Source organism: Arthrobacter sp. P1_B4, from assembly GCF_056406555.1.
This window is the reverse complement of record NZ_JBFTZW010000055.1, coordinates 1-22,238: the sequence shown is the minus strand read 5'-3', so window position 1 is coordinate 22,238 and position 22,238 is coordinate 1. Positions and strand designations below refer to the sequence as shown.

Annotated in this window: 16 protein-coding genes and 2 tRNA genes; 4 read left to right on the top strand and 14 right to left on the bottom strand. The window is 65.4% G+C overall.

The annotated features are described in order from the left end of the window. The 3 genes from AC1D1W_RS15020 to AC1D1W_RS15010 form a co-directional block, all read left to right on the top strand. On the top strand, positions 1-681 hold a 681-nt coding region (locus AC1D1W_RS15020; protein WP_476944100.1), incomplete at its 5' end, for an aminotransferase class III-fold pyridoxal phosphate-dependent enzyme. A 75-nt stretch (positions 682-756) separates the two neighbouring features. Beyond that, positions 757-2,208 carry an aspartate kinase gene (locus AC1D1W_RS15015; RefSeq protein ID WP_476944099.1) on the top strand — a complete coding sequence of 484 codons (1,452 nt, stop codon included), beginning with the start codon at positions 757-759 and terminating at the stop codon, positions 2,206-2,208. A 15-nt stretch (positions 2,209-2,223) separates the two neighbouring features. After that, positions 2,224-6,516 carry a Pls/PosA family non-ribosomal peptide synthetase gene (locus tag AC1D1W_RS15010; protein ID WP_476944098.1) on the top strand — a complete coding sequence of 1,431 codons (4,293 nt, stop codon included), beginning with the start codon at positions 2,224-2,226 and terminating at the stop codon, positions 6,514-6,516. Here AC1D1W_RS15010 and AC1D1W_RS15005 read toward each other — a convergent pair. From AC1D1W_RS15005 to bcp, 6 genes are all read right to left on the bottom strand, one after another. Continuing rightward, positions 6,513-9,692 (bottom strand): efflux RND transporter permease subunit, encoded by a 3,180-nt coding sequence (locus AC1D1W_RS15005; protein WP_476944097.1) that lies wholly within the window; start codon positions 9,690-9,692, stop codon positions 6,513-6,515. The two genes, AC1D1W_RS15010 and AC1D1W_RS15005, sit on opposite strands and share 4 nt — an antisense overlap. Positions 9,693-9,811: 119 nt before the next feature. Continuing rightward, positions 9,812-11,314: a malate:quinone oxidoreductase gene (locus AC1D1W_RS15000; protein WP_243181306.1), complete on the bottom strand. Its 1,503-nt coding sequence runs from the start codon at positions 11,312-11,314 to the stop codon at positions 9,812-9,814. Positions 11,315-11,392: 78 nt separating this feature from the next. Then, positions 11,393-13,048, bottom strand: a complete 1,656-nt coding sequence (locus AC1D1W_RS14995) for an ABC transporter substrate-binding protein (protein ID WP_476944101.1) — start codon at positions 13,046-13,048, stop codon at positions 11,393-11,395. 242 nt (positions 13,049-13,290) lie between these two features. After that, positions 13,291-13,968: a fasciclin domain-containing protein gene (locus AC1D1W_RS14990; protein WP_476944096.1), complete on the bottom strand. Its 678-nt coding sequence runs from the start codon at positions 13,966-13,968 to the stop codon at positions 13,291-13,293. 237 nt (positions 13,969-14,205) lie between these two features. Then, positions 14,206-14,287 (bottom strand) — tRNA-Leu (locus AC1D1W_RS14985). 115 nt (positions 14,288-14,402) lie between these two features. Beyond that, positions 14,403-14,876 (bottom strand): thioredoxin-dependent thiol peroxidase, encoded by a 474-nt coding sequence (gene bcp, locus AC1D1W_RS14980; protein WP_476944095.1) that lies wholly within the window; start codon positions 14,874-14,876, stop codon positions 14,403-14,405. A 109-nt stretch (positions 14,877-14,985) separates the two neighbouring features. Here bcp and AC1D1W_RS14975 point away from each other — a divergent pair, with 109 nt between their 5' ends. Beyond that, a complete protein-coding gene (locus tag AC1D1W_RS14975) occupies positions 14,986-15,468 on the top strand; it encodes a MarR family winged helix-turn-helix transcriptional regulator (RefSeq protein WP_043433894.1) in 483 nt (160 codons plus the stop codon). A gap of 89 nt (positions 15,469-15,557) precedes the next feature. Here the strand turns inward: AC1D1W_RS14975 and AC1D1W_RS14970 are convergent, their stop codons facing one another. The 8 genes from AC1D1W_RS14970 to AC1D1W_RS14935 all read right to left on the bottom strand — a co-directional run. Continuing rightward, positions 15,558-15,947 carry a hypothetical protein gene (locus tag AC1D1W_RS14970; protein ID WP_243181309.1) on the bottom strand — a complete coding sequence of 130 codons (390 nt, stop codon included), beginning with the start codon at positions 15,945-15,947 and terminating at the stop codon, positions 15,558-15,560. A gap of 365 nt (positions 15,948-16,312) precedes the next feature. Further along, positions 16,313-16,942 carry a DUF2510 domain-containing protein gene (locus tag AC1D1W_RS14965; protein WP_476944094.1) on the bottom strand — a complete coding sequence of 210 codons (630 nt, stop codon included), beginning with the start codon at positions 16,940-16,942 and terminating at the stop codon, positions 16,313-16,315. Positions 16,943-18,430: 1,488 nt separating this feature from the next. Next, the gene (locus AC1D1W_RS14960) at positions 18,431-18,610 is read right to left on the bottom strand and encodes a hypothetical protein (protein WP_243181311.1); all 180 of its coding nucleotides are present in this window, start codon (positions 18,608-18,610) and stop codon (positions 18,431-18,433) included. A 121-nt stretch (positions 18,611-18,731) separates the two neighbouring features. Beyond that, the gene (locus AC1D1W_RS14955; protein WP_476944093.1) at positions 18,732-19,130 is read right to left on the bottom strand and encodes a hypothetical protein; all 399 of its coding nucleotides are present in this window, start codon (positions 19,128-19,130) and stop codon (positions 18,732-18,734) included. A 172-nt stretch (positions 19,131-19,302) separates the two neighbouring features. Continuing rightward, positions 19,303-19,848 carry a hypothetical protein gene (locus AC1D1W_RS14950; RefSeq protein ID WP_476944092.1) on the bottom strand — a complete coding sequence of 182 codons (546 nt, stop codon included), beginning with the start codon at positions 19,846-19,848 and terminating at the stop codon, positions 19,303-19,305. 203 nt (positions 19,849-20,051) lie between these two features. Continuing rightward, positions 20,052-20,127: transfer RNA gene (locus tag AC1D1W_RS14945), tRNA-Lys, on the bottom strand. Between the two features lie 116 nt (positions 20,128-20,243). Continuing rightward, positions 20,244-21,371 (bottom strand): PQQ-dependent sugar dehydrogenase, encoded by a 1,128-nt coding sequence (locus tag AC1D1W_RS14940; RefSeq protein ID WP_476944091.1) that lies wholly within the window; start codon positions 21,369-21,371, stop codon positions 20,244-20,246. A 46-nt stretch (positions 21,372-21,417) separates the two neighbouring features. Next, positions 21,418-22,238 (bottom strand): sunset domain-containing protein (locus AC1D1W_RS14935; protein WP_476944090.1); only part of this gene is annotated, 821 nt, incomplete at its 5' end.

Genomic DNA, 22,238 nt, shown 5'->3' with positions numbered 1-22,238 from the left:
GCGGTGATCGTCGAAACCGTCCAGGGCGAGGGTGGGCTCAGGGCTGCCCGGGCGTCCTGGCTGCGAGGCCTTGCCGAGCTGTGCCGGGAACACGACATCCTGCTCATCGTGGATGATGTGCAGGCCGGCTGCGGACGGACCGGGAACTTCTTCAGCTTCGAGGAAGCGGGGATCACTCCGGATATCGTCTGCCTGTCGAAATCCATCTCGGGCTTTGGACTGCCTTTGGCACTGACACTGTTCAAACCCGGACTGGATATTTGGAAGCCTGGCGAGCACAACGGAACTTTCCGGGGGCACAACCCGGCTTTCGTCACCGGCGCCGCTGCCCTGGAGCACTACTGGCGGGACGGCAGCTTCCAGTCAAGCGTCGCGGGGCTCAGTTCCCAGCTCCACGAGGGGCTTACCCAGATCGCAGCGGGCGTCGAAGGCGCCACGGTCCGTGGCCGGGGACTGCTCGCGGGTGTTTACTACCCCAACCCCGAAACTGCGGAGAAGATTGCGGCCGAATCCTTCGCCCGTGGTCTGCTCGTGGAAACGTCCGGACCCGAAGGTGAAGTGGTCAAGACGATGCCCGCGCTGACTATCAGCCCCGAGGATCTTCAGAAGGGACTCGATATTCTCGCTGCAGCCGCGGTGACTGTGACCGGGGAGCCGGTGGCCTTGGGATCAACCATTTGAGCATCCGAACAGGGCAAAACGGCTCAAAGGGGCCAGTGCCCCTTGCAAGAATCGAAGTAGATTTCGGGGAGCAAAATGGGTACCCGCAAGGCAACAGCTTTCAACGACAGTGATCTAGCGGAGACCGACCGGGCGATTCCCCCGGGTAGTGTCATTGTTCAAAAGTTTGGCGGTTCGTCTCTGGCGGATGCCGCGGGTATCCTCCGGGCAGCCGAGCGGATCGCCAAAACACGGACCAACGGCTATCGGGTCGTGGCGGTGGTGTCCGCCATGGGGGACACCACCGATGAACTCTGCGATCTTGCCGCGGAAGTTTCCGCCCGGCCGCTGCCTGTGGACCTTGACGCCCTGCTGAGCATCGGCGAGCTTGTGTCCTCGGCCCTTTTGGCGATTGCCCTGGCGGACCTCGGCCAGCTGCCCCGCACATTTACCGGCAGTGCGGCCGGCCTCATCACCGACAACATCCACGGCAAGGCACACATCACTGATGTCAGGCCGGACCGCGTCCGCAGCAGTCTGGCCCGTGGCGAGGTCCCCATCGTCGCAGGATTCCAGGGCAGGACGCAGAAACGGAACAGGGTGACCACGCTCGGCCGTGGCGGCTCGGATCTCACCGCGGTCGCCCTGGCCGCTGCGCTCGAAGCCGATATTTGCGAGATATACACGGACGTCGACGGCGTCTACACCGCGGATCCCCGGGTTGTCCCGACGGCGCGGAAGATCGAGATCCTCTCTAGCGAGGAAATGCTTGAGTTCGCCGCCTCCGGCTGCAAGGTACTGCACCTGCGGTGTGTTGAATACGCCCGCCGGTTCGGTATTCCGATCCATGTGAGGTCCTCCTTCGTGCCGGAGCCCGGGACGTTGATCCTGCCCGGCCTTGACCGTCATCCACCGCTCCAGCCCGCCAGGGAACAACCCGAGGTGACCGCAGTAGCCGGGGTCAACTCGGCGTCGAAAATCACTGTGGTGGGAATTCCGGACCAGCCGGACAGCATGGCGCGCATCTTGCATGTCCTCTCTCGTTCCGGGGCGCATGTCCAGGCAATTGTCCAAAATACGGCCGGCCCCGGCCCGAGGCGTTCCGACGTTGCCCTGATCGTGCCTGCTGCCCATGCGGGCAACGCCCTTGCCGTGCTGGATGCCGAAAAGGGAAGCATTGGATTTGAAGGTTTGCAGCACGAGGACCGGGTAGGCCGGGTGTCCATTACTGGACTGGGCATGCGGTCGTCCCCGGAAATCTTCTGCACCTTCCTCAAGGCCCTGTCCGACGCCGACGTGGAGCTCGATCTCGTCGACATCTCCGAGACGTCCGTGGGGGCTGTCACGCACGCCGACCGGCTCGCGGATGCCGAGCGCGCTGTCCGGCGGGCCTTCGGCATGACCCCGGCGGACGAGGCAACGGCGGCCGGTCATGAAGGCCATCTCACACCCGCTGTTGGCCCCCCGCTCCAGACGTGGGTCCCGATTTCCGGCCAGGATATGACCCCTGTTCCGGCGGGCGACAGAACTGTGGCACGTCACTTCTAGCGAAGGAGCTAAAGGATGGGCAAGACCGCGAGGACCGGCAACGGCCTCACCAGACCTCCCGAGTTGCGGGGAATCATGTCGATGATCGGCGGCTCGGAAGGCGGAACTGTCCTCACGTCGGCTGCGCCCGATCAGGCCGCTCGCTGGCAGCGGGGCGAGCGGTTGGACCGGCTGTTTGAGGATAGTTGCGACCGCTTGCGGGAACAGGGGCGCGGCGACCAGGTTGCAGTCGATGCGGGGGACGTTGTCCTGACGTACACGGAGCTGGATGAACGGGCGAACCAGCTGGCGCGGCATCTCCTGGTGTGCGGTGCCCGGCCGGGTGACCGCATCGCCCTGCTGTTTGACCAGCCATGGCGGGCCTACGTGGCAATGCTGGCTGTTCTGAAGATCCACGCGGCCTATGTTCCCCTGGACCCTGGGTTTCCCCCTGACCGTCTTCAGTACATTGTCGAGGACGCCAACGTGGCCATGGTCCTGTCTCTGTCCCATCTGAGGGATCTGCTGCCTGAGGTAGCCGCCGTCACGGTGTGCGTCGATGATGTGCAGGCCCAGATCGACGCCGAGGAATCCTCCCGTTTGGGAACCGCGGACCATGGCGGAACCAAGGATGAGCTGGCATACATTATCTACACCTCCGGCTCGACCGGCCGGCCCAAGGGCGTGGCAGTGGAGCAGGCCAGCATCTGCAATTTTGTCCGGGTGGCCTCTGACATCTACGGGATTGAGTCCACTGACCGCGTGTACCAAGGCATGACGATCGCCTTCGATTTCTCGGTGGAGGAAATCTGGGTTGCCTGGATGGTCGGAGCCACGCTGGTGCCCAAACCGGGCCGGTCCAGCATGCTGGGTGCCGAACTCGCTGAGTACCTGCAGGAAAAACGGATCACCGCCCTTTGCTGCGTTCCAACGCTGCTGGCCACGCTTGACGAGGACCTGCCCGATTTGCGGTTCCTGCTGGTCTCAGGAGAGGCGTGCCCGAAGGATCTCGTGATGCGCTGGCACCGCCCCGGCCGGCGCTTCCTGAACGTCTACGGCCCCACCGAAGCGACCGTGACTGCCACCTGGTCGGTCCTGGACCCGGACCTGCCCGTGTCCCTCGGAGTGCCCTTGCCCACCTACACCGCGGTCATTGTGGATCCCGCCGAGCTTCGGGCCCTGCCGCGCGGTGAAATGGGAGAAATCGGCCTCGCAGGGGTGGGGCTGGCGCGCGGGTACGTGAACCGTCAGGACCTGACAGAGCGGGCCTTTGTCCCGGATTTCCTCGGAATTGAGAACAATCCCTCCGGCCGGATTTATCGCACCGGGGACCTCGGACGGGTGAACGACGACGGGCAGCTCGAATATTTCGGCCGGATCGATACCCAAGTCAAAATACGTGGCTACCGCATCGAACTGAGCGAAATAGAATCCGTCCTCCTGCAGCTCCCCGGCATTGCACAGGCAGTCGTACAGACGTATGAGCCGGAACAAGGAACCGTGGAGCTGGCCGCCTACTACACCCTGCGCCAGGACGTGGAGGGCGTGGATGCTCATGACCTCCACCGGATGCTGCGCACCAGGCTCCCCGGATACATGGTTCCTGCCTATTTTGAACAGCTGGACTCCATTCCCATGATGGCCAGTGACAAAGTGGACAGGAAGCGGCTACCCCGTCCCGAGCACAGGATCAGCCGGGCGGCTGCGGGGTCCTTCACTGCCCCCACAACCGCCGCCGAAGAGGCCCTGGCCGCGCAGCTTGGCACCGTCCTGAGCCTTGAGAAGGTTTCCACCGATGCCCACTTCTTCAACGACCTTGGCGCCGACTCGCTGTTGATGGCCCGCTATTGCGCCCGCATCAGGAAAGAAACCGCCCTGCCCGCAGCCGCGATGCAGGATATCTATGAGAACCCGACGGTCCGGCAGCTCGCCGCCTGCCTCGAAGCCCGGCACAGTGAATCCGTCCTCGTTGCGGCCGTAGCAGAGACCGACGCTGTACCCCCGGTTCCGATGCCACCACCCAGCACCTTCCAGTTCGTCATGTGCGGGGCAATTCAGTTGCTGATTTTCCTGGCTTACACTTCGTACGCTGCTTCCCTGCTGATTATCGGCTTCCAGTGGACATCCGGGGGCAGCAATCCATTTGACATGTGGCTGCGGTCCATTGGTTTCGGCGCCGCCATGTTCCTGATCCTTTCCGTGACCCCGATCCTCGCCAAGTGGATTCTGGTTGGGCGGTGGAAGCCGGGCAACATCCGAATATGGAGTCTGGCTTATCTCCGTTTTTGGGCAGTCAAGACACTTACCAGGGCAAATCCACTGGTCTTGTTCGTCGGCTCTCCGCTGTATGTGGTGTACCTGCGGCTCCTGGGTGCAAAGATCGGCAAGGGGGTGGTGATCTTCTCCCGGAAGGTGCCCGCGTGCCCGGACCTGCTCAGCGTCGGTGACAACACAGTCATCCACAAGAACTCCTCGTTCCAATGCTATCGGGCACGCTCGGGCATGATTGAAACCGGTCCCGTGATGCTGGGCAGAAATGTCCTTGTGTCGGAGAAAACCACGTTGGACATCGCTACGTCGATGGGAGACGACACTCAGCTGGGACATGCTTCATCGTTGCAGACCGGGCAGGTTGTACCTGGTGGACAAATCTGGCACGGTTCGCCTGCTGCGCGCACCAACACCAATTACCTGCGTGTCCCGCCCACTAATTGCGGCACGCGACGCAGGGTCATTTTCAGCCTTCTCCAGTTGTTCAACCGTTTGGTCCTGGTGGTTCCGGCGGGCCTTCTCGGGCTGGCCGTGCTCCTGCCCCCCTACCTGAGCACGGGACACCTGCAGCCGGGCTCCCCAAACTTTTTCATAGACGTACTCGCCGTAACAGTGGTTCTGTTCGTTGTCGGGCTGATCACCGGCCTGATCATCATCTTCAGCATCCCGCGTTTGCTCAACCGCTTCATCAAGCCGGAAAAGGTCTATCCGCTGTACGGCGTGCACTTCACCATCCAGCGCATGATCGCCCGCGTGTCCAACGTCAAACTGTACAAAGATGTCTTCGGCGATAGTTCGTACATAGTGCACTATCTGAAGGCCTTGGGTTATAACCTCGGCAGGGTGGAGCAAACCGGGTCAAACTTCGGCCCCACACTGGCCCACGAGTCGCCGTTCCTGAGCTCAGTGGGAACAGGAACTATGGTCGCGGACGGCCTCAACATGATGAACGCCGACTTCTCAAGCACGTCGTTCCGTCTCTCGCGGGTCCACCTGGCTGGCCACAACTTTCTCGGTAATGCCATCAGTGTTCCGATCGGATCCAGGGTCGGGGAGAACTGTCTCTTGGCCACGAAGGTGATGATTCCGATCGACGGTCCGATCCGTGCGGATGTGGGCCTGCTGGGGTCACCGCCGTTCGAGATTCCCCGGTCTGTTCAGCGTGACGCCCAATTTGATGAACAGACGATTGCAGAGGCGCGGAACAGCGCTCTCCCGGCAAAGAACCGGCACAACATCCTGAGCATGGTGCTGTTCCTGGCCGTGCGCTGGTTCCTGTTGTTTGTTGCCACGTTTAGCGCCGCCGTTGCCGTGTCGGCATTCAGCTTCCTCGGTGTGCTGGCGATCGCAGCCATGATGCTCACCTTGCTGCTGTTCCGCGTACTGATTGCCGTGCTTGTTGAGCGCTCGGTCATGGGCTTCCGCCACCTGAAGCCGCAATACTGCTCCATCTACGACCCCTACTTCTGGCGGCACGAACGTCTATGGAAGCTGCTGGCCATGCCGGGCTTCAACGGAACCCCGTTCAAGCCCGTGATCTGGCGAATGCTGGGCGTCAAGGTCGGCAAGCGGCTCTACGATGCCGGCGCCAACATACCGGAGAAAACTCTTGTGGCTATCGGTGATGATTGTGCGTTCAATGAAGGASCCACCATTCAGGGCCACTCCATGGAAGACGGGGCCTTCAAGTCCGACTACATCGTTCTCGGCAACCGCTGCTCCCTTGGCGTGGATTCGTGGGTCAACTACGGGGTGACGATGCAGGATGGTTCGTCACTCGGTGCCGACGCCCTCTTGATGAAGGGCGAAGACGTCCCGGAAGATGCAACCTATACCGGCAACCCGGCGCGCGAGGTGACGGTCCCCGCAGCACCGTCAACCCTCGCGGCCTTGGTGTCCAGCGGGCCCCGTCACAGGGACGGCGTCGCGGCGGCTGGTGGCCGCCCGAAGCCCTCTAGGGGATCCCACGGAACCCATGCAGCACATGGCGCCCGTGGCACCCACGGGACGCTCCCGGCATCGCGGGACAAGGCAGGGACGCCGGGTTCTGGTTCCTAGTGCGAACTGGTTGGCAGGGGAGCGTCTTCGGGGAAGTCGTCGGGGAAGTCCTCGGTCACGGCCGGCCCGGAATGGCGTCCACGGCGCAGCGACTTCTGCAGTGCCCTGCGCTCGCGCCGGCCTTCCACGAGCCGGTACAGCACCGGGACCAGGATGAGTGTGAGGGCGGTGGAGGAGATCAGGCCGCCGATCACCACGATCGCCAGGGGCTGGGAGATGAATCCGCCGCCGCCAGTCAGTCCCAGCGCCATCGGTGTCAGGGCGCATACCGTGGCGAGCGCCGTCATGAGGATGGGGCGGAGGCGCTGGCGGGCGCCGTGCGTGATCGCGTCCGCCACGTTCATCCCGGGTTCGCCGTTGCGCGGCTGGCGGTACTGGTTGATGAGGTCGATCAGCACAATCGCATTGGTCACCACGATGCCCACGAGCATCAACATGCCGATCAGCGACGGCAGGCCCAACGGCACGCCGGTCACCACGAGCAGGGCGATTGCGCCTGTCGCGGCGAACGGGACGGAGACCAGCAGGATCAGCGGTTGCACGAGCGATTTGAACGCAGCCACCATGATCACGTAGACGATCGCGATGGCAGCGAGCAGTGCGAGTCCGAGCTGGCGGAACGAATCGGCCTGCTGCGTCGTGGCACCGCCGATCGTGGCGGTCACCCCGGGCGGCAGCTGGACTGACTTGAGCCGGTTCTGCACCTCGGTGCTGACCGCGCCGAGGTTGGAGCCCGACGGCGTCACCGAGACCCGCGCGGTGCGCTGGCCGTTGCTGGCGGTGATGGAGACGGGGACGTCCACCTGCTCTACCGAGGCGATGCTGCCCAGCGCAACGGCGCCGGCCGCCGTCGGGAGCGGCATGTCCCGGACGGCCTCGATGCTCGTGAAGCGGGTGCCCTCGCCAATCCGGACCGGGAAGTCGTTGGTGTCGATGCGGATCGTTCCGGCCGGAATCGGGCTGATCGTGGCGGCCAGGACCCCGGCCACGCGCTCCTCGTTCAGGCCGGCCGCGACGGCCTTGGCGCGGTCCACCTTGACCTGGACCACCGGCTGGCTGGCGGCCAGGTTGGTGGCCACTTCGCTGCTGCCCGGGACACCGTCCATGGCCTTGACCATCGCGTCACTGGCCGTCTGGAGATCGGCGGTGGTGGCGGCCTTGAGGGTGATGTCCACGGTTGACGAAGTGCCGAAGCCGCCCTGCTGGGAACCGACCGTGATCTTTCCGGCGTCGCCGAGCTTGGAGAGTTCGCTGCGGACGGTCTCCTGGAGCTTGCCCTGGTTGGCTTTCTCGTCCGTCACCACGGTGAACGTCGAATTGGACGCGCCGGAGGAGAGCAGGGCCGAGAAGCCGGTTTGGGCGTTGCCGGTGGTGGCCTGGACGTCCTTGATTCCGTCGATGCCCCGCAGGGTGTCCTCGACGCGGATCGCCGAAGCGCTGGCCTCGTCAAGGCTGGTCCCTGCCGGCAAGGCCTGCTTGACGGTCATGCTGTTCTCGCCGGAGCGCCCCAGGAGGTCGGTGGCGAGCAGCGGGGACATCGCCACGGTGCCGGCAAGCACCAGGGCCGCGGCGACCAGGGTGAGGACCGGGTGCCGCTGCGTACCGGACAGGACAGGCAGGTAGCCGCGCTGCAGGAGCGTGCTCTGCTCGGCCTCGTGCGCCTTGGTGGCAATGCCAGCGGCAGACGCCGGAGAGCCGGTGACGGCGGGCGCGCGCAGGAACCAGTAGGCCAGCACCGGCACGATGGTCAGCGAGACCAGCAGCGAGGAGAGCAGGGCGATGGTCACTGTCAGGGCGAACGGCCGGAACAGCGCACCGGCCAGGTCGCCGACGAAGGCGATGGGCAGGAAGACGGCCACGGTGGTCAGGGTGGACGCCGTGATGGCGCCGGCAACTTCGCGGATGGCCGTCCCGATCGCGGTGATCTTGTCCTCGCCGTAGCTCAGGTGCCGTTTAATGTTTTCGATGACCACGATCGAGTCGTCCACGACGCGGCCGATCGCGATGGTGAGCGCGCCAAGGGTGAGGATGTTGAGCGAGTAGCCGGTGCCCGAGAGGCCGATGAACGTGATCAGCAGGGACAGCGGGATGGACACTGCCGTCACCAGGGTGGCGCGTACGGACATCAGGAACACCAGGATCACCAGGACGGCGAAGCCCAGACCCAGCAGGCCCTCGGTGGTGAGGTCCTTGATGGACTTCTCGATGAACGGCGCCTGGTCGAAGACCGGGGTGAATTTGGCGTTGGAGCCAAGCTCGGCCTCAAGCTGCGGGATGGCGTCCTTGACCGCGTGGGAGATCGCGACGGTGTCGCCCTCGGGCTTCTTGGTCACGGACAGGGCGAGGGTTTCCTTGCCGTTGGTCCGCGTGATTGACGTGCGCGCGTCCTCGACCAGGCTGACGTCCGCCACGCTGCCGATCGTCGCCGCATCGCGGGCCGCGCCCAGGGGGAGGGCCTTGATGGCGTCGAGGGAGTCCACCGGGCTGCCGATCTGCAGCGAGAGGGTCTTGCCCTGTTCCTCGATGGTGCCCGCCGGGACCAATGCACCGTTGTTCTTCAGCGCGTCGCTGATGGCCTGGAGGCTCGCGCCCGATGCCGCCAGATCCCGGGGCCGCGGCAGGATCTGGATGTGCTGCGTGGCGCCGCCGGTCACGTCGGCGCCGCGCACGCCGTCGAGCTTCTGCAGCCTGGGGACGCTGAGCCGGGCGAGATCGGCGTTGAGTTCACTGAGCGGTTTGTCCGAGGACACGGCCAGGAAGACGATCGGGAAGTCGCTGATGCTCCCGGCGATCGCCTGCGGCTGCACGTCCTTCGGCAGGGCCTGCTTGGCGTTGGAGATGGCGCGGTCGATCTGGTTCCGGGCACGGTCCAGGTTGGAGCCGTAGGTGAACGCCAGGGAAATCTGCGAGACGCCGTTCCGGGACGTTGATGACGTCGATTCCAGCCCCTCGACGCTGTTCAGCGCCTTTTCCAACGGGGCACTGATCTGCTTGTCCACGACTTCCGGCGACGCACCGGGCATCGAGGAGATCACGGTGATCTGCGGGAACTCGATGGAGGGGATGAGCTCCTGCTTCAGCGAGGACATCGTGATCACGCCGAAAACGCAAGCGAACACCGTGATCAGCGCGATCAGGGCCCGGTTGGCGAGAGACAGCTTTGCGAGCCGGAACATCTCATGGTCTCCTGGTGGGTCGGGGGCGTCCTGCACAACGGGACATCAAAAAACGGGGACGTCACGGGTTGCAGCGGTCCCAAACCAGCAGTGTAAACCAGCCGCGGCCGGGCGCCGGCTTAGTTGCTGGCGGTGACCTGTTCGAGTTGCAGCGTCTTGGCCGTCTCGGCCTCCAGCTTGGCGGCGAGCTCAGGGTTGTCGTTGAGCTTGACGCCGTAGCCGGGCATCATGTCCTTGAGCTTGGACTGCCAGCCCTTGAAGTTCTTCGGGAAGGACTTCTGGAGCAGCTCGATCATGATCGGCACGGCGGTGGACGCGCCCGGGGATGCGCCAAGCAGGGCGCCGATGGTGCCGTCGCGTCCGGCGATGACCTCGGTGCCGAACTGCAGCACGCCGCCCTTCTTCGGGTCCTTCTTGATGATCTGGACCCGCTGGCCGGCGGTGATGAGCTCCCAGTCGCCGTCCTTGGCCTCGGGGTAGTACTCCCGCAGGGCCTCGACCTTGTCGCCGTGACGCTTGGCGACTTCCTTGATCAGGTAGGCGGTGAGGTCCATGTTGTCCTTGGCCACGGCCAGCATCGGGATGATGTTGGAGGGGCGGATGGACAGCGGCAGGTCCAGGTAGGAGCCGCTCTTGAGGAAGTTCGTGGAGAAGCCGGCGTACGGACCGAACAGCAGGGAGCGCTTGCCGTTGACGTAGCGGGTGTCCAGGTGCGGCACGGACATGGGCGGAGCGCCGACAGACGCCTGGCCGTAGACCTTCGCGCTGTGCCGGGCAGCGATGCTCTCGTCGGTGCAGCGGAAGAACTGGCCGGAGACCGGGAAACCGCCAAACCCCTTGCCTTCCGGGATGCCGGAGGCCTGCAGCAGGTGCAGGGCCCCGCCGCCGGCGCCGACAAACACGAACTTCGCGTGGATGGAGCCGTGCTCGCCGCTCCTGGCGTGCTTCAGCGACAGGTCCCAGCCGCCCCCGGACGCGCGCTTGATGTCGCTGACGTTGTGGCCGTAGTTGATCTCCACGCCGTTGTTGCCCAGGTAGGTGGTCAGCTCGCGGGTCAGGGCGCCGAAGTCGACGTCGGTGCCCTCGGCGGCGCGGGTTGCCGCGACGCGCTGCTTGGGGTCGCGGCCCTTGACGATCAGCGGGGCCCACTTGGCGATCTGCGCGTGGTCCTCGGAATACTCCATCGAACGGAACAGCGGGTTCGGCTTGAGTGCCTCGTAGCGGGTGCGGAGGAACTTGGTGTGGTCCTCGCCGATCACGAAGCTCATGTGCGGAACGGTGTTGATGAACCCCTTGGGGGAGCCGATCAGCGAGTTCGAGACGAGGTGGGACCAGAACTGGCGGGACAGCTGGAACTGCTCGTTGATGTTCAGGGCCTTGCCGGGGTCCACCGAGCCGTCTTTGGCTGCGGGGGAGTAATTAAGCTCACACAGGGCAGCGTGTCCGGTGCCGGCGTTGTTCCACGGGTCGGAGCTTTCCAGTCCGGGCTCGTCCAGACGCTCAAAGAGCGAGATGGTCCAGTTCGGCTCAAGCTGCTTGATGAAGGCGCCGAGCGTGGCGCTCATGATGCCGCCGCCAATCAGGACGACGTCGGCGTGTTGGGTCTTGGAAATGAAAGTCACAATCAGTCTCCGATAGCAGCGGCTCTGGCTGTCACAGAATATCCCGCACCGCCCACTAACTGAAATTGGCCCCGGGCGTCAAGGCCTTAGCTCGACCTTTGTGAAAACTTCGTTCAGTACCGGCGACGCCGGGTACTTCAGCACCCGGTCCGAGAGCGCCAGGGCCGAGATCGGGAAGGCAATGGGAACCGCGGGCACCGTGGCCGCGATCTGCCCGTTGATGGTCTGGTACTCCTCGGTGCGGTCCTTGCCGTCCGGCAGGCCGCGGGCCCGGGCGATCTTGGAGAAGACCTGGGGATCCTGGTAACCGAATTCGCCGGTGTTCTCGCCGAAGAGCGGGCCCACGAAATTGTCGGGGTCCGAATACGATCCGTTCCAGCCGAGCAGGTGCAGGGCGTGGTCGCCCGGGGACGTGACCTTCTGCAGGTAGCCGTCAGCCCAGTCCACCGGTACGGGCTTGACGTTGAGCCCGACGGCGGTCAGTTGACGGCTGATTTCGGCGTACACCTTTTCCGGCGTCGGCAGGTAGGGCCGGGTGACGTTGAGCGGATAGTAGAACTTCAGCTCCTCGCCCTTGTAGCCGGCCTCGGCCAGGAGTTCCTTGGCCTTGCCCGGGTTGTAGCCGAGCGCCGCGGCGTTGTTGTTGAAGCCGCTGAGCTTGGGTGGAACGAACTGGGATGCCTGGGCCGTGTTGTCGATGAAGAACCGGCGGATCAGCGTGTCCTTGTCCAGCGCCATTTCGATCGCCTGGCGGACCTTGAGGTTCTGCAGGATGGGGACTTGCTGGTTCATGCCCAGGTACATCACGGAGAACGGGTCCCGCTGGATGATCTGCTTTCCGCTCTTGACCAGTTGGTCAAAGTTTCCCACGGTGACGGCGTCGTAGGCGTCGATCTTGCCGTCCAGGAGCGCCYGCATCCGGGTCTGCGGGTGATCGTAGGTCACGAACTTGATGGTGCCGATCTGCCCCTTGTCCCCCCAGTAGTCCTTGTTGCTGGCCAGGGTGACGCTGCCCGAATCCCAGGAGCCGAAAACGTACGGTCCTGTGCCTACCGGGTGGAGGCCGTAAGCGGATACCGGCTGCCCGCCCCGGCTCTGGTTCAGGACGTCAGCGTTCTCCGCGGCGAGGGCCTTGGGCGAAGAGATCGCGAAGGCCGGCAGGGTGAGGGCCTGGAGAAAACCCGTGAAGGGCTGGGTGAGGCCGATCCGCACATTGTCCGGCGCGACGGCGGTGCAGTTCTTGTATATGGACAGCGGCGCCTGGTCCGCATGGGCCTTGAAGACGCCCTTGAAGGTGGTACCGGTGGCCTGTTCGCGGAGGGCCGGTGAGAAGTTGAACCAGCGGTTGAAGTTGGTGCAGACCGCGGCGGCATCGAACGGTGTCCCGTCCTGGAATTTGACGTTCCCGCGCAGCTTGAACTCGTAGGTCCGGCCTTCATCGCTCTGGGACCATTCGGTGGCCAGCAGCGGCGTGGGCTGGCCGGTGGTCTGGTCTACGCCCACGAGGCCCTCCAGTACCTGCCGGGTGACGCGGTAGGACTCGACGTCGGAGACCAGGGCAGGATCGAGCCCGAGCGGCTCCGAGCCAGTGCCGAAGGTGAAAAGCGCGGTAGGTGCCGCGCTGGCGGTGGCAGAGGCGGTGGTGGAGCTGGGTGCCGGGCCGAGGCTGCCCGTGCAGGACGCGAGCGGCAGGACAAGGAGGGCGGCCCCAATGCTGGCGGCAATCCGCCGCACTGTCCTGCTGGGCACTGTACTGCTGGGCACTCGAGAATCACCTCTGGGAACTGGATGGCCCGCCGGCTGCGGACCAGCCCCAGTCTAGTTGACGGCCGGGTCCGCCAGCTCTTGTGGCACACCGCCGCAAGGCGCACGGCAGCGCAAAAAAGCGGAGGCCCGCACCTGGTGGTGCGGGCCTCCCCTTCTCCTAGTGGTCCAGGGAGTCAGGCTGGAGCCGGGCAGGAGTGCAAAAGGGCTGACTACTTGGGCATCAGGACTGAGTCGACCATGTAGACAGTGGCGTTGGCGGTCTGGACGCCGCCGCAGACAACGTTGGCGCCGTCAACCTTGAGGGCATCCTTGGTGCCGGTGACCGTCACCGAACCGCCTTCAACCGTCTTGTGGGTGCCGACGATCTGGTCCGGGGTGATCTTGCCGGGGACAACGTGGTAGGTCAGGATCTTGCTCAGCGTGGCGTCGTCCGTCTTCAGGGCCTCGATCGTGGCCGGATCGATCTTCTTGAAGGCGTCATCCGTCGGGGYGAAGACGGTGAATTCGCTGCCGTTGAGCGTATCCACCAGGTTGACCTTGGGGTTGAGCTTGCCGGACACGGCGGCGGTCAGGGTGGTGAGGACCGGGTTGTTGGACGCCGCGGTGGCTACCGGGTCAAGCGCCATGCCGGAGACGGAGCCGGCACCGCTGGGAACCTGGGCGGCGTAGGCGGCGCAGCCGGAGCCGACGAGGTTGGCGGCCGGATCCATGGCCGCAGCGGAGGCGCTCGTGGAGGGGGAGGCCATGCTGGATTCCGCCGGTGCGGAGGACGGGGCCGAGGAGGCGGGGGCCGACGAGGCGCTGGATCCGCCACAGGCAGTGAGGCTGAGCATGGCGGCAGCTGCGATACCTGCAACGGCGAACGTGGTGCGCTTGATGTTCTGCATTTCGGTTTCTCCTTTGTTGTGCCGATGTTTGCCGGCGGCGAATTTTTGCCGCTGCGGCCCTTTCCCGACTGTTGGGCACCGACCCTTGGTTGGTGTCTCAATGGGTATTCGGCCGCTCGGAGGAAACGGATGGGTGCGGATGTGAAATTCTTTTTGGCGGCGTCAAAACTCCTGAAAAATCCCGGAACAGCGCCGGAAACCACAAGAACCCCGGTCCGAAGACCGGGGTTCTCTCTGTGCGCAAGGGGGGACTTGAACCCCCACGCCCGAAGGCACAGGAACCTAAATCCTGCGTGTCTGCCAATTTCACCACTCGCGCGCGGCGCCGTCGTCCCGGGGAAGAACCCCGGAGGCGGGCGCCAGGCTCTATTGTACCTATTGCCGGTTTGCTGGTTGCAACGGCTGCCGCGGGCGGACGGACCGGAGACCGGGGACTAGGCGTCGAGGTTCAGGTCCCGGCGAAGTTTGGCGACATGCCCGGTGGCCCGGACGTTGTACTGTGCGACGGCAACCCGGCCGTCGGCGTCGACGACGATGGTCGAGCGGATCAGGCCCTGGTAGGTCTTGCCGTAGTTTTTCTTTTCGCCCCAGGCCGCGTAGGCCTCGGCGACGGAGTGGTCTTCGTCAGAGAGCAGCGGGAAGTTCAGCCCTTCGGCGGCCGCGAACGCGGCAAGCTTCCCGACGGGGTCGGGGGAGACGCCCACGACGTCATAACCGGCGGCCTGAAGCGCGCCGAGGGAATCCCGGAAATCGCACGCCTCCTTGGTGCATCCCGGCGTGGCGGCTGCCGGGTAGAAGTAGAGCACGGTCTTCCTGCCCCGGAAATCACGCAGGCTGACGTCCTGTCCTTCGGCGTTCTTGAGGGTGAAATCCGGTGCTGTGGCACCGGCGGTGAGTCGCTCGGACACGGGTGTCTCCTTGGTGAGGTTGGTCATGAAGCGGGGTGATAATCCAGCGTAGTGACGCGATCGGCGCCGGACGAATCCGCTGCTGGCTATACTCTTGGGTATGCCTGATATGGATCGCTGGCCCACGGGCCGCCTATTGTCCACGGCAGCACGTCTTGTAGAACACTCCTGGAACGAAAAATTGGGGGCCATTGGCCTGACCCATGCCGGGGTGATCGCCATGGAGGTGCTCTCGGCGAATGGGCCGATGACGCAAGCCCAATTGGCCCAGCTCGTCCGGGTCCAGGCCCAGACAATGGGCAAGACACTGAGCCGGCTGGAAGCGCACGGCCACATTTCGCGGCACCGCAGCACCTCCGACCGGCGCAGCCATGTGGTGTCGCTGACTGACCAGGGGCGCGAGGCGGTTGCCGCGGCCGCCGACATGGAACGTTCCGTGCTCGCCGCCACGCCCATTGACCCCGACGTGCTGCGGCAGGAGCTCCAGGCCGTGGTCAGGGTGCTGGCAACCAAGTCTTCCTCGCCGGAGGCCAACGCCATCGTCACGGCTGCCGAGCCGGGCGCCATTGCCGGGGCCACCCCGCTGAATTAGCCACACTGCTGTGGGGGAACGGGAACGGGACGGCAGGGTTTCCCGCCGTCCCAATCAGTTCCGTTCTCGAGGCCTTCAGTGGTGAGAGGTCACCAGGTGTTCCTGTGGTGGTTGTGGTGCCTATTGTCGTGCCGGTTTCCGTGATGGTCCCAGAACCCGTCCTTGTCATGCCGGCAGCCGTCCCGGCCCGTCCACGAGCCGCGGTGGTCGTTGTCGTCCCGCCAATTGCCATGATCGTCGCGCCACCCCCATCCGTCGGCGTTGTCATGCCACCGGTTCTCCCCGTCCCACCAGCCATTGCGCGTGTCGTGCCGGTTGTTGTCCCGCATGTGGTGCCGGTTCACAAATGAGGACTGACTCCAGGAGCTGGCGGAGGCGGTCGAAGTGGTAGCGGCGGCGCTGGCAGGCAGGGCGCTGGCGCCCAGGCCCAGTGCGGCGGTCACCGCGGTTGTTCCAATGATGCGAATAGCCTTGTTCATGAAACTTGGTCCTAACGGAGATCGATTTCCCTGGCCCCGGGGCGGGCCGGACAGGCATGCTGCCGGGGGCCCATGATTTGCGTGTCTGCTGACGCGATCCTCAGTGAGGGCACCGGGAGATCTGAATATCATCTTTGGTGGTCGCGTCGGGCTCTCTGGCCGGCGTTGTTGTCGGTCCGGGTCTGCAGGACCGGTCGCTCCAGAACTGTTGCCCGGAGCACCTTTCCAGTCAACGCCCCTGCATTGACTCTCAAAAGGGACTAAAGACCCTGTTTCTGCAGCAATCGGACGGATCGCTTCAGGAGCTGGGATGCTGGCGGTCGGAGCAGCCCCGGCACGTTGGCCACTGCCTGGATTGACGCTGCCTACACCGTTACGGCCTGGTTCGCCAGGGTGGCGACGATGGCTGACATTTTGAGGCCGGTGAGCACCGCCGTGAGCAAGACGACGCTGATCGTGACCCACACCGGGGCGAGCCCCCGCCGCGGTGCTACCTCGTGGACGATCACGGAGCGGCCAATCACGTAGACCTCCCTGCTGAGGAACACCCACGCCCAGTGGAAGGGCCGGACAACGCCGTCCTTGCGCAGCCGGTCCCAGTCCAGGTACGCCAGGAGGGCGGACACGCCGTAGGCCACGAAACTGATTGCTATGAAGAGGAAGTAAGGCGCCGTGAAAATCGACGCCGGATCAATTGTCTGGATCTGCCGCGGGCCCACGGTGCGCAGCCGGAGCACAGGGTTCCAGAACATCAGCAGGATGAGCGGTACGAGCGGCAGGGCCACAATTGTCCAGATGTACGCGTTGTAGACCGGTGTTCGGTCGCTGATGCGCCTGCGCGGCGCCACCGGGTGGCGGGGCGCTGTCGCCTGGAACTGCGGTGCGTTGAACTCGCCGGTCCAGGCCGAACCGTTCCACCACTGAAGCCGGCCCGAGCCTGCCGGGTCCGGATACCAGCCAGGGCCAGGGGCGGAGGCGTTGGGCGGGACGGTCATGGCTGTTCATCCTTTGCGTGGCGTGGCGCGCGTTGGCTTCTTCTGTTCCGTGAGAGAGCGTACAGGGGGATGGGCAACTCCATGATTCCCCCATTGGTCGCAGTGGTGCATTGGATGGAGTCTAACCGCGGCCCGTGCCGGCGGGAAGGCCGGCCGACGGCGCAGACCCGTCCGCTGGAACCCTTGGGCCAGCCTGCCGCCCAGGCGCAAAAGGGCAGTCCGGAAGTCTCGACGCGCCAGCCGATCGGGAGGACGATTAATAGGCAATCACCACGAAGGAGGTCAGTGATGTGCTATTCGTACAACAGGGATTCCTGGCGGGATACCAGGAAGGATGCCGCAAAGGATTCTGAGGATCGCCCRGAGACCCGGGCGGAGGCGCCGGAATTCAGGTTCTGGGCCTTCCCCCGCCGCAGCAAGGAGTTCACGGTCGAAGAGCCGGAGAAGGTGCGCGACCGGTCCCGCGAGAAAGTCTGATAAATCGATGTGCATGAGGCGGCCGCTGAGCCACACAGTTCACTGTGACGGTTCGGCGGCCGTTTCATGGCCCGGCGGGCCGGCGGAGGCCAATGGCCGCGGAGAGGCCTATAAGCAGACCGCTGAGCGCCAGCAGGAATCCGCCGGCAAGACTGCCTTGCCCGTCCGGTCCGGGACCAACCCTGCCGGCCGCCGCTGCGGAAGGAATCGCCGTTGCGGACTCTGGGCCCTGGCCAGCGTCTGGCGACTGAGGGGCGGACGTTCCCGCCGTGGCTGGGACCGGAACAGCACCCGTGGCCGGTGGGGTGGGGGCTCCTTGGCTGACGGAGGGGGCGGGGCCCGGCGTCGGCGGAGCCGCGTCCTGTCCGGGGACCTGGCTTTGAGACGGCGGCTGAGACGGTGGTTGGGGCGGCGCGGGGTCCGACGGCGGCGCTGTGCTGCCCGGGGGAGTCACACTGGGCGCCGGGGAAGCGGACGGTGGGACCGGCGTCGGTGAGGCGGGGCAGATCTTCACGGGAAGAAGGCCGGCAGACTTGCAGGGCGCAGCCGCCGCGGGCAGCGCAACGACCAACGGCGAGACCGCGAGCAGCAGGGCCACAGCGGCTGCGTACGAGGCCTTCCGGGTGGAGTTCATCCCTACCATCGTAGGGTTCCACCGCCGGCAGCCGGGGAATCCTGGCCTTTGCGTGTCTCCTTAGCCCGGGCAAGGTCTGCGCTCAGCAAACCATCGCCACTGTGGACCAAGAATGGGTAGGGTGAGCCATGAGCCATGAGCCATGAGCCATGAGCCATGAGCCATGAGCCATGAGCCATGAGCCATGAGCCATGAGCCATGAGCCATGAGCACCGGGCAGCGACAGCGAACCCCGCTCCCCGCCAAAGACCCCAAGCATCCGGGGATCTGACTCATGCCGGCCACTGAGGGCCGCAAGCGAATGGAACCGCGGATGACTCGCAGCTCCTGGAAGTTCAGCGCCTGGTCCGCTGCCGGCCGCACAGCTGACCTGGCATTCACCGCGGCAAGGATCTCCAGCGGCGGCCCTGGAGGGCAAGCACAATTGTCCAGGCGATCGGAACCAACGGGGAGGCGGACTCACCCAGGAATGCGAGGACCGCAAAGACGATCCAGAGCCCACCGGCGATGACGGAGAGGACGACAAGCGCCTTGCGGGTCATCACGAAGGCGGGCATGTCGACACCTTCGGATCGCAGGGCACGGGTTTCAGCGGCTGCTCCCCGGAGCAGGGGGACGAAGCTCGCATGGGCCAGCGGCCGGTCGCAGGCCCTTCCACTCCGGGCGCTCAGGTCGAGGTCAGGAGCTCTCCCAGTATTTATCGCCCACAGCTTCGAGATACAGGGTCAGGAACTCGGACAGCGTCGACGCCGCCAGTGGCCAGTCACTGCGCGGGTCCAGGGGCTGTGCGACCAAGACGCCGCCGTTGGCTTCCAGTACCAAGAGGTCCGTGTCGCCAAGGAACTCGCCGATGACTGCGTCGCTCGGCACAAAGTCTTTCGGTCGGCTCGCTCGCTCGGCGTCGGTGCGCGCTGCCGCCGTCGCGGGTTCCAGAATGTGGAGGCCCCATTGGCCGTAGTCGATGTCTTGGAACAGCCACGCCTCGCGACTTGATAGCCAGAGTGCCTCCAGCCCGGGCAAAAGTGCGTGGGCGGCCCAAGCCCCTGAGACTTCGTCGAGGGAGGCTCCTGACTTCACCTTGCTGGCGAGCCGGAATGGGTTCGACCCGACTCCGACTCCGTCGCGAGGCTCGGTCCAGTTACGATACGGATCGAGGGCAGCATCTACGGTTGGCATCAGTAGTCCCTCCACCACACGTTGGGCTGGGTCCAATGCACGTCCAGCGGCGTCCGCACCAGGCTCGTCAGCCTCACTGGGCCGTGACTTTGATTCCGGCGACCGCCCCGGTCCAGGCGCCGGTCGGGTCCGGGCGGGTCAACTGGGCGCTGACGTAGCCCTTCTGCAGTTGTACGACCTGCGATTGGGTTCGCGAGCAATCGACCTCGAACACCGTGTGCTCTGTTCCGCCCAGCGAGTTCTGGGAGAGGAAGATCTGGGCATGGGGGATGCCCACGCAGGCCGCGGTGACTGTGTGCGGACCGGCGACCGTCACCATTGCGGCTTTGGTGAAGCCAACCCCTGGCCCGTCCGCCGGACCGGCGTCGGAGAGGAGCGCGGCCCCTGGCGCCTCGGCCAGACGCTTGTGCAGCTCGGCGTAGTTGCTCGCTTCCACCCCCAGCACCCCCGGATCTCTGGTCGGGGCGGCGGGCGCCGGGCGGTGGCTTTGCCCGGCCGCCGTCGGCCGCGGATCGCCCTCGTCCTCGTAGGCGCAGGAGGCCAAACTACCCGCGAGCAGCAGGCCAACAACGGATGCCGCAGCGCAGCGGACTGTTTTCGTTCCCCCAGGACCAGACATGGGCCGAGTCTACGGTCAGTGCCCTAAAAGGCAAGTCATTCCGGCCCGGCCGGTCGGGGAGGCCTTCGCCAACCTGATTGCGAGTCTGGTCTGCGCACCAGCCCGGATCCGGCCCGCCACGGCGTCGTCGCCGGCTCCTTTTCGCCAACAAAAAAGAAACCCCGTCCCGCAGGCCGCTAAGCCTGCGTGACGGGGTTTCTCGCTGGTGCACCCCCCGGGACTCGAACCCGGAACCCATTGATTAAGAGTCAATTGCTCTGCCAGTTGAGCTAGAGGTGCATCTGTTGTTTTCGTTCCTCGGGGCTTTTTATTTCCCGCGTTGTTCTCCGCAACGACATGAAACTCTACACGAGATTGGCTGTCGTGTGAAATCGAGGGGCGCGGGATGGTCCAGGTTAGCCGGGGAGGTTCAAAATCAGCGCGAAATCAGGGTTTTGCCCGTTGCTGAGGAGCCACAGGCGCCCGTCAGGAGCGAGTGAAACGTTGCGCACCCGGCCATACTTTCCTGTGAAATAGCTCACAGGATCTCCGGCGAATTCGCCGTTAAGGGGAACGACCCAAAGCCTTTGGCCGCGCAGGGCGCCCAGGTAGGCGGTGCTGCCGGCAATTTCGAGTCCGCTGGGGGAAGACTCCGCCGTCGACGGCCACACCACCTTGGCGTCCAGGAAGCCGGGGCGGTGCGGGGCGCCCGTCACCTCGGGCCAGCCGTAGTTGCCGCCCGGCACGATCAGGTTGAGCTCGTCGTTGACGTCCGGGCCGAATTCGCTGGCCCACAGACGGCCCGCGCTGTCCCAGGCCAGTCCCTGGACGTTCCTGTGGCCGAAGCTGTAGACGGGGTTATCGCCGAACGGGTTTCCCGGTGCCGGCCTGCCATCCGGAGTGAGTCGGAGGATCTTTCCGCCGAGCGCCGCGCGGTCCTGCGGCTGCTCCCGGCGCTGCGAATCGCCCGTCCCCACATACAGGAAACCATCGGGCCCAAAGCGGATCCGGCCGCCGTTGTGCGTGCCGGCCTTGGAAATGCCGGTGAAAACCGGTTCCAAGGCACCGAGCTCCAGCCGGCCGCCACGTTCCTCCAGCCGCATGCGGGCGATTCTGTTGTCCGCCTCCGCGGTGAAGTAGGCGTAGAGGTAACGGTCCGACGCGAAGTTGGGCGAAAGGGCAAGGCCCAGGAGGCCGCCTTCGCCGCCGGGCACGACGCCGGGCACCTTGCCGACCGTACCGAGCTGTCCGTCTTTGATGGTCCTGAGCAGTGCTGTGTCGCGCTCGGAGATGACCGCGGTGCCGTCGGGTAGATGGACCGTGGACCACGGCAGTTGCAGCCCATTAACCCGGCTTGCAACCGTGGGCTCACCCGCTGCCCCGGCCGTACCCGCTGCGCCGGTGGCAGTGCGGTCTCCCGGCTGAACCACGGGCGAGGTTGAGCCGCCGGTACAGGCGCTCAGGAAAAACAGGACAACGGCAAGCGCCACGGCCCGGGCCACCGCACTGAAGAAGAAGCGCCTGCGGGTGAAACGGACGAGCATCAACGGACGCGATGAGAACGGATGGATCGGCCGACCGGACCGCCGGCTACTGCCGTGTCCGGCGCGGCGGCCGAAACCCGGCTGCTTCGGCGTGGGCCGGGGAGGCAAACCACACCTCAGCCCGGGTTTCTTCATACGCCGGGCTGGTCTCGTCGTGGTAGATCATCGACGAGGCATTGCCCTTGACTGTGAAACCCACAGGGCCGCTCCCGTCGGCGGCCGGAGYCGCTGACCCCTCGCCGTAGGGCTGCTCAGTGGCCAAATGGCCGGTGGGCTCGGCCGTTTGGCTGGCGGAGGCCCCGGCCCCTGCCGGCGGGGCTGCCATCTGCGTCGTTTCCGTGTCGCCGGGACCCGTGGGCTGTGTCCCGGCGTCGGGTAGTCCGGGCATCGCCGTGCCGGTGCCGGTATCAACGCCAGTGCTGGTTGAAGTGGCCGTGCCGGTACCGGTGTTCTCGTCGTCGACTGGTTCCGCGGCTGCCGATTCCGCCCCGGGCAGAGTCGGAGCGTGGGGCTCAGTGTATTCCGGGTGGTGGACGGGCAGGCCCGCCGCGCCAGTCTCCGCAGCACCGCCAAGCTCGGCGGCCGTCACAGCGTGCGCACCGCGGGCCGGCTCAGCGTGGGCCGCGGCGGTGTGTGTCTCCGCCGGCGGGGCGGTCTCGGACCACTGGGTCTCCCACTCGGCATTGCCCGGGGCGCCTGTTGCTTCCGGGGCGGCCTCGGCGCCCGGCTTGATGGTCGGGGCGGCGGTGGCCGCTGCGGGCCCGGTCGCCTCGGGGGCAGCCGTGGCCTCCCGGGCCGGTGCGTCTGGCTCAGGCGCAGGCGCTGCACCGGGCGCGGCCATCGCGGCCCCGGCGGCCGCCGTAGGAC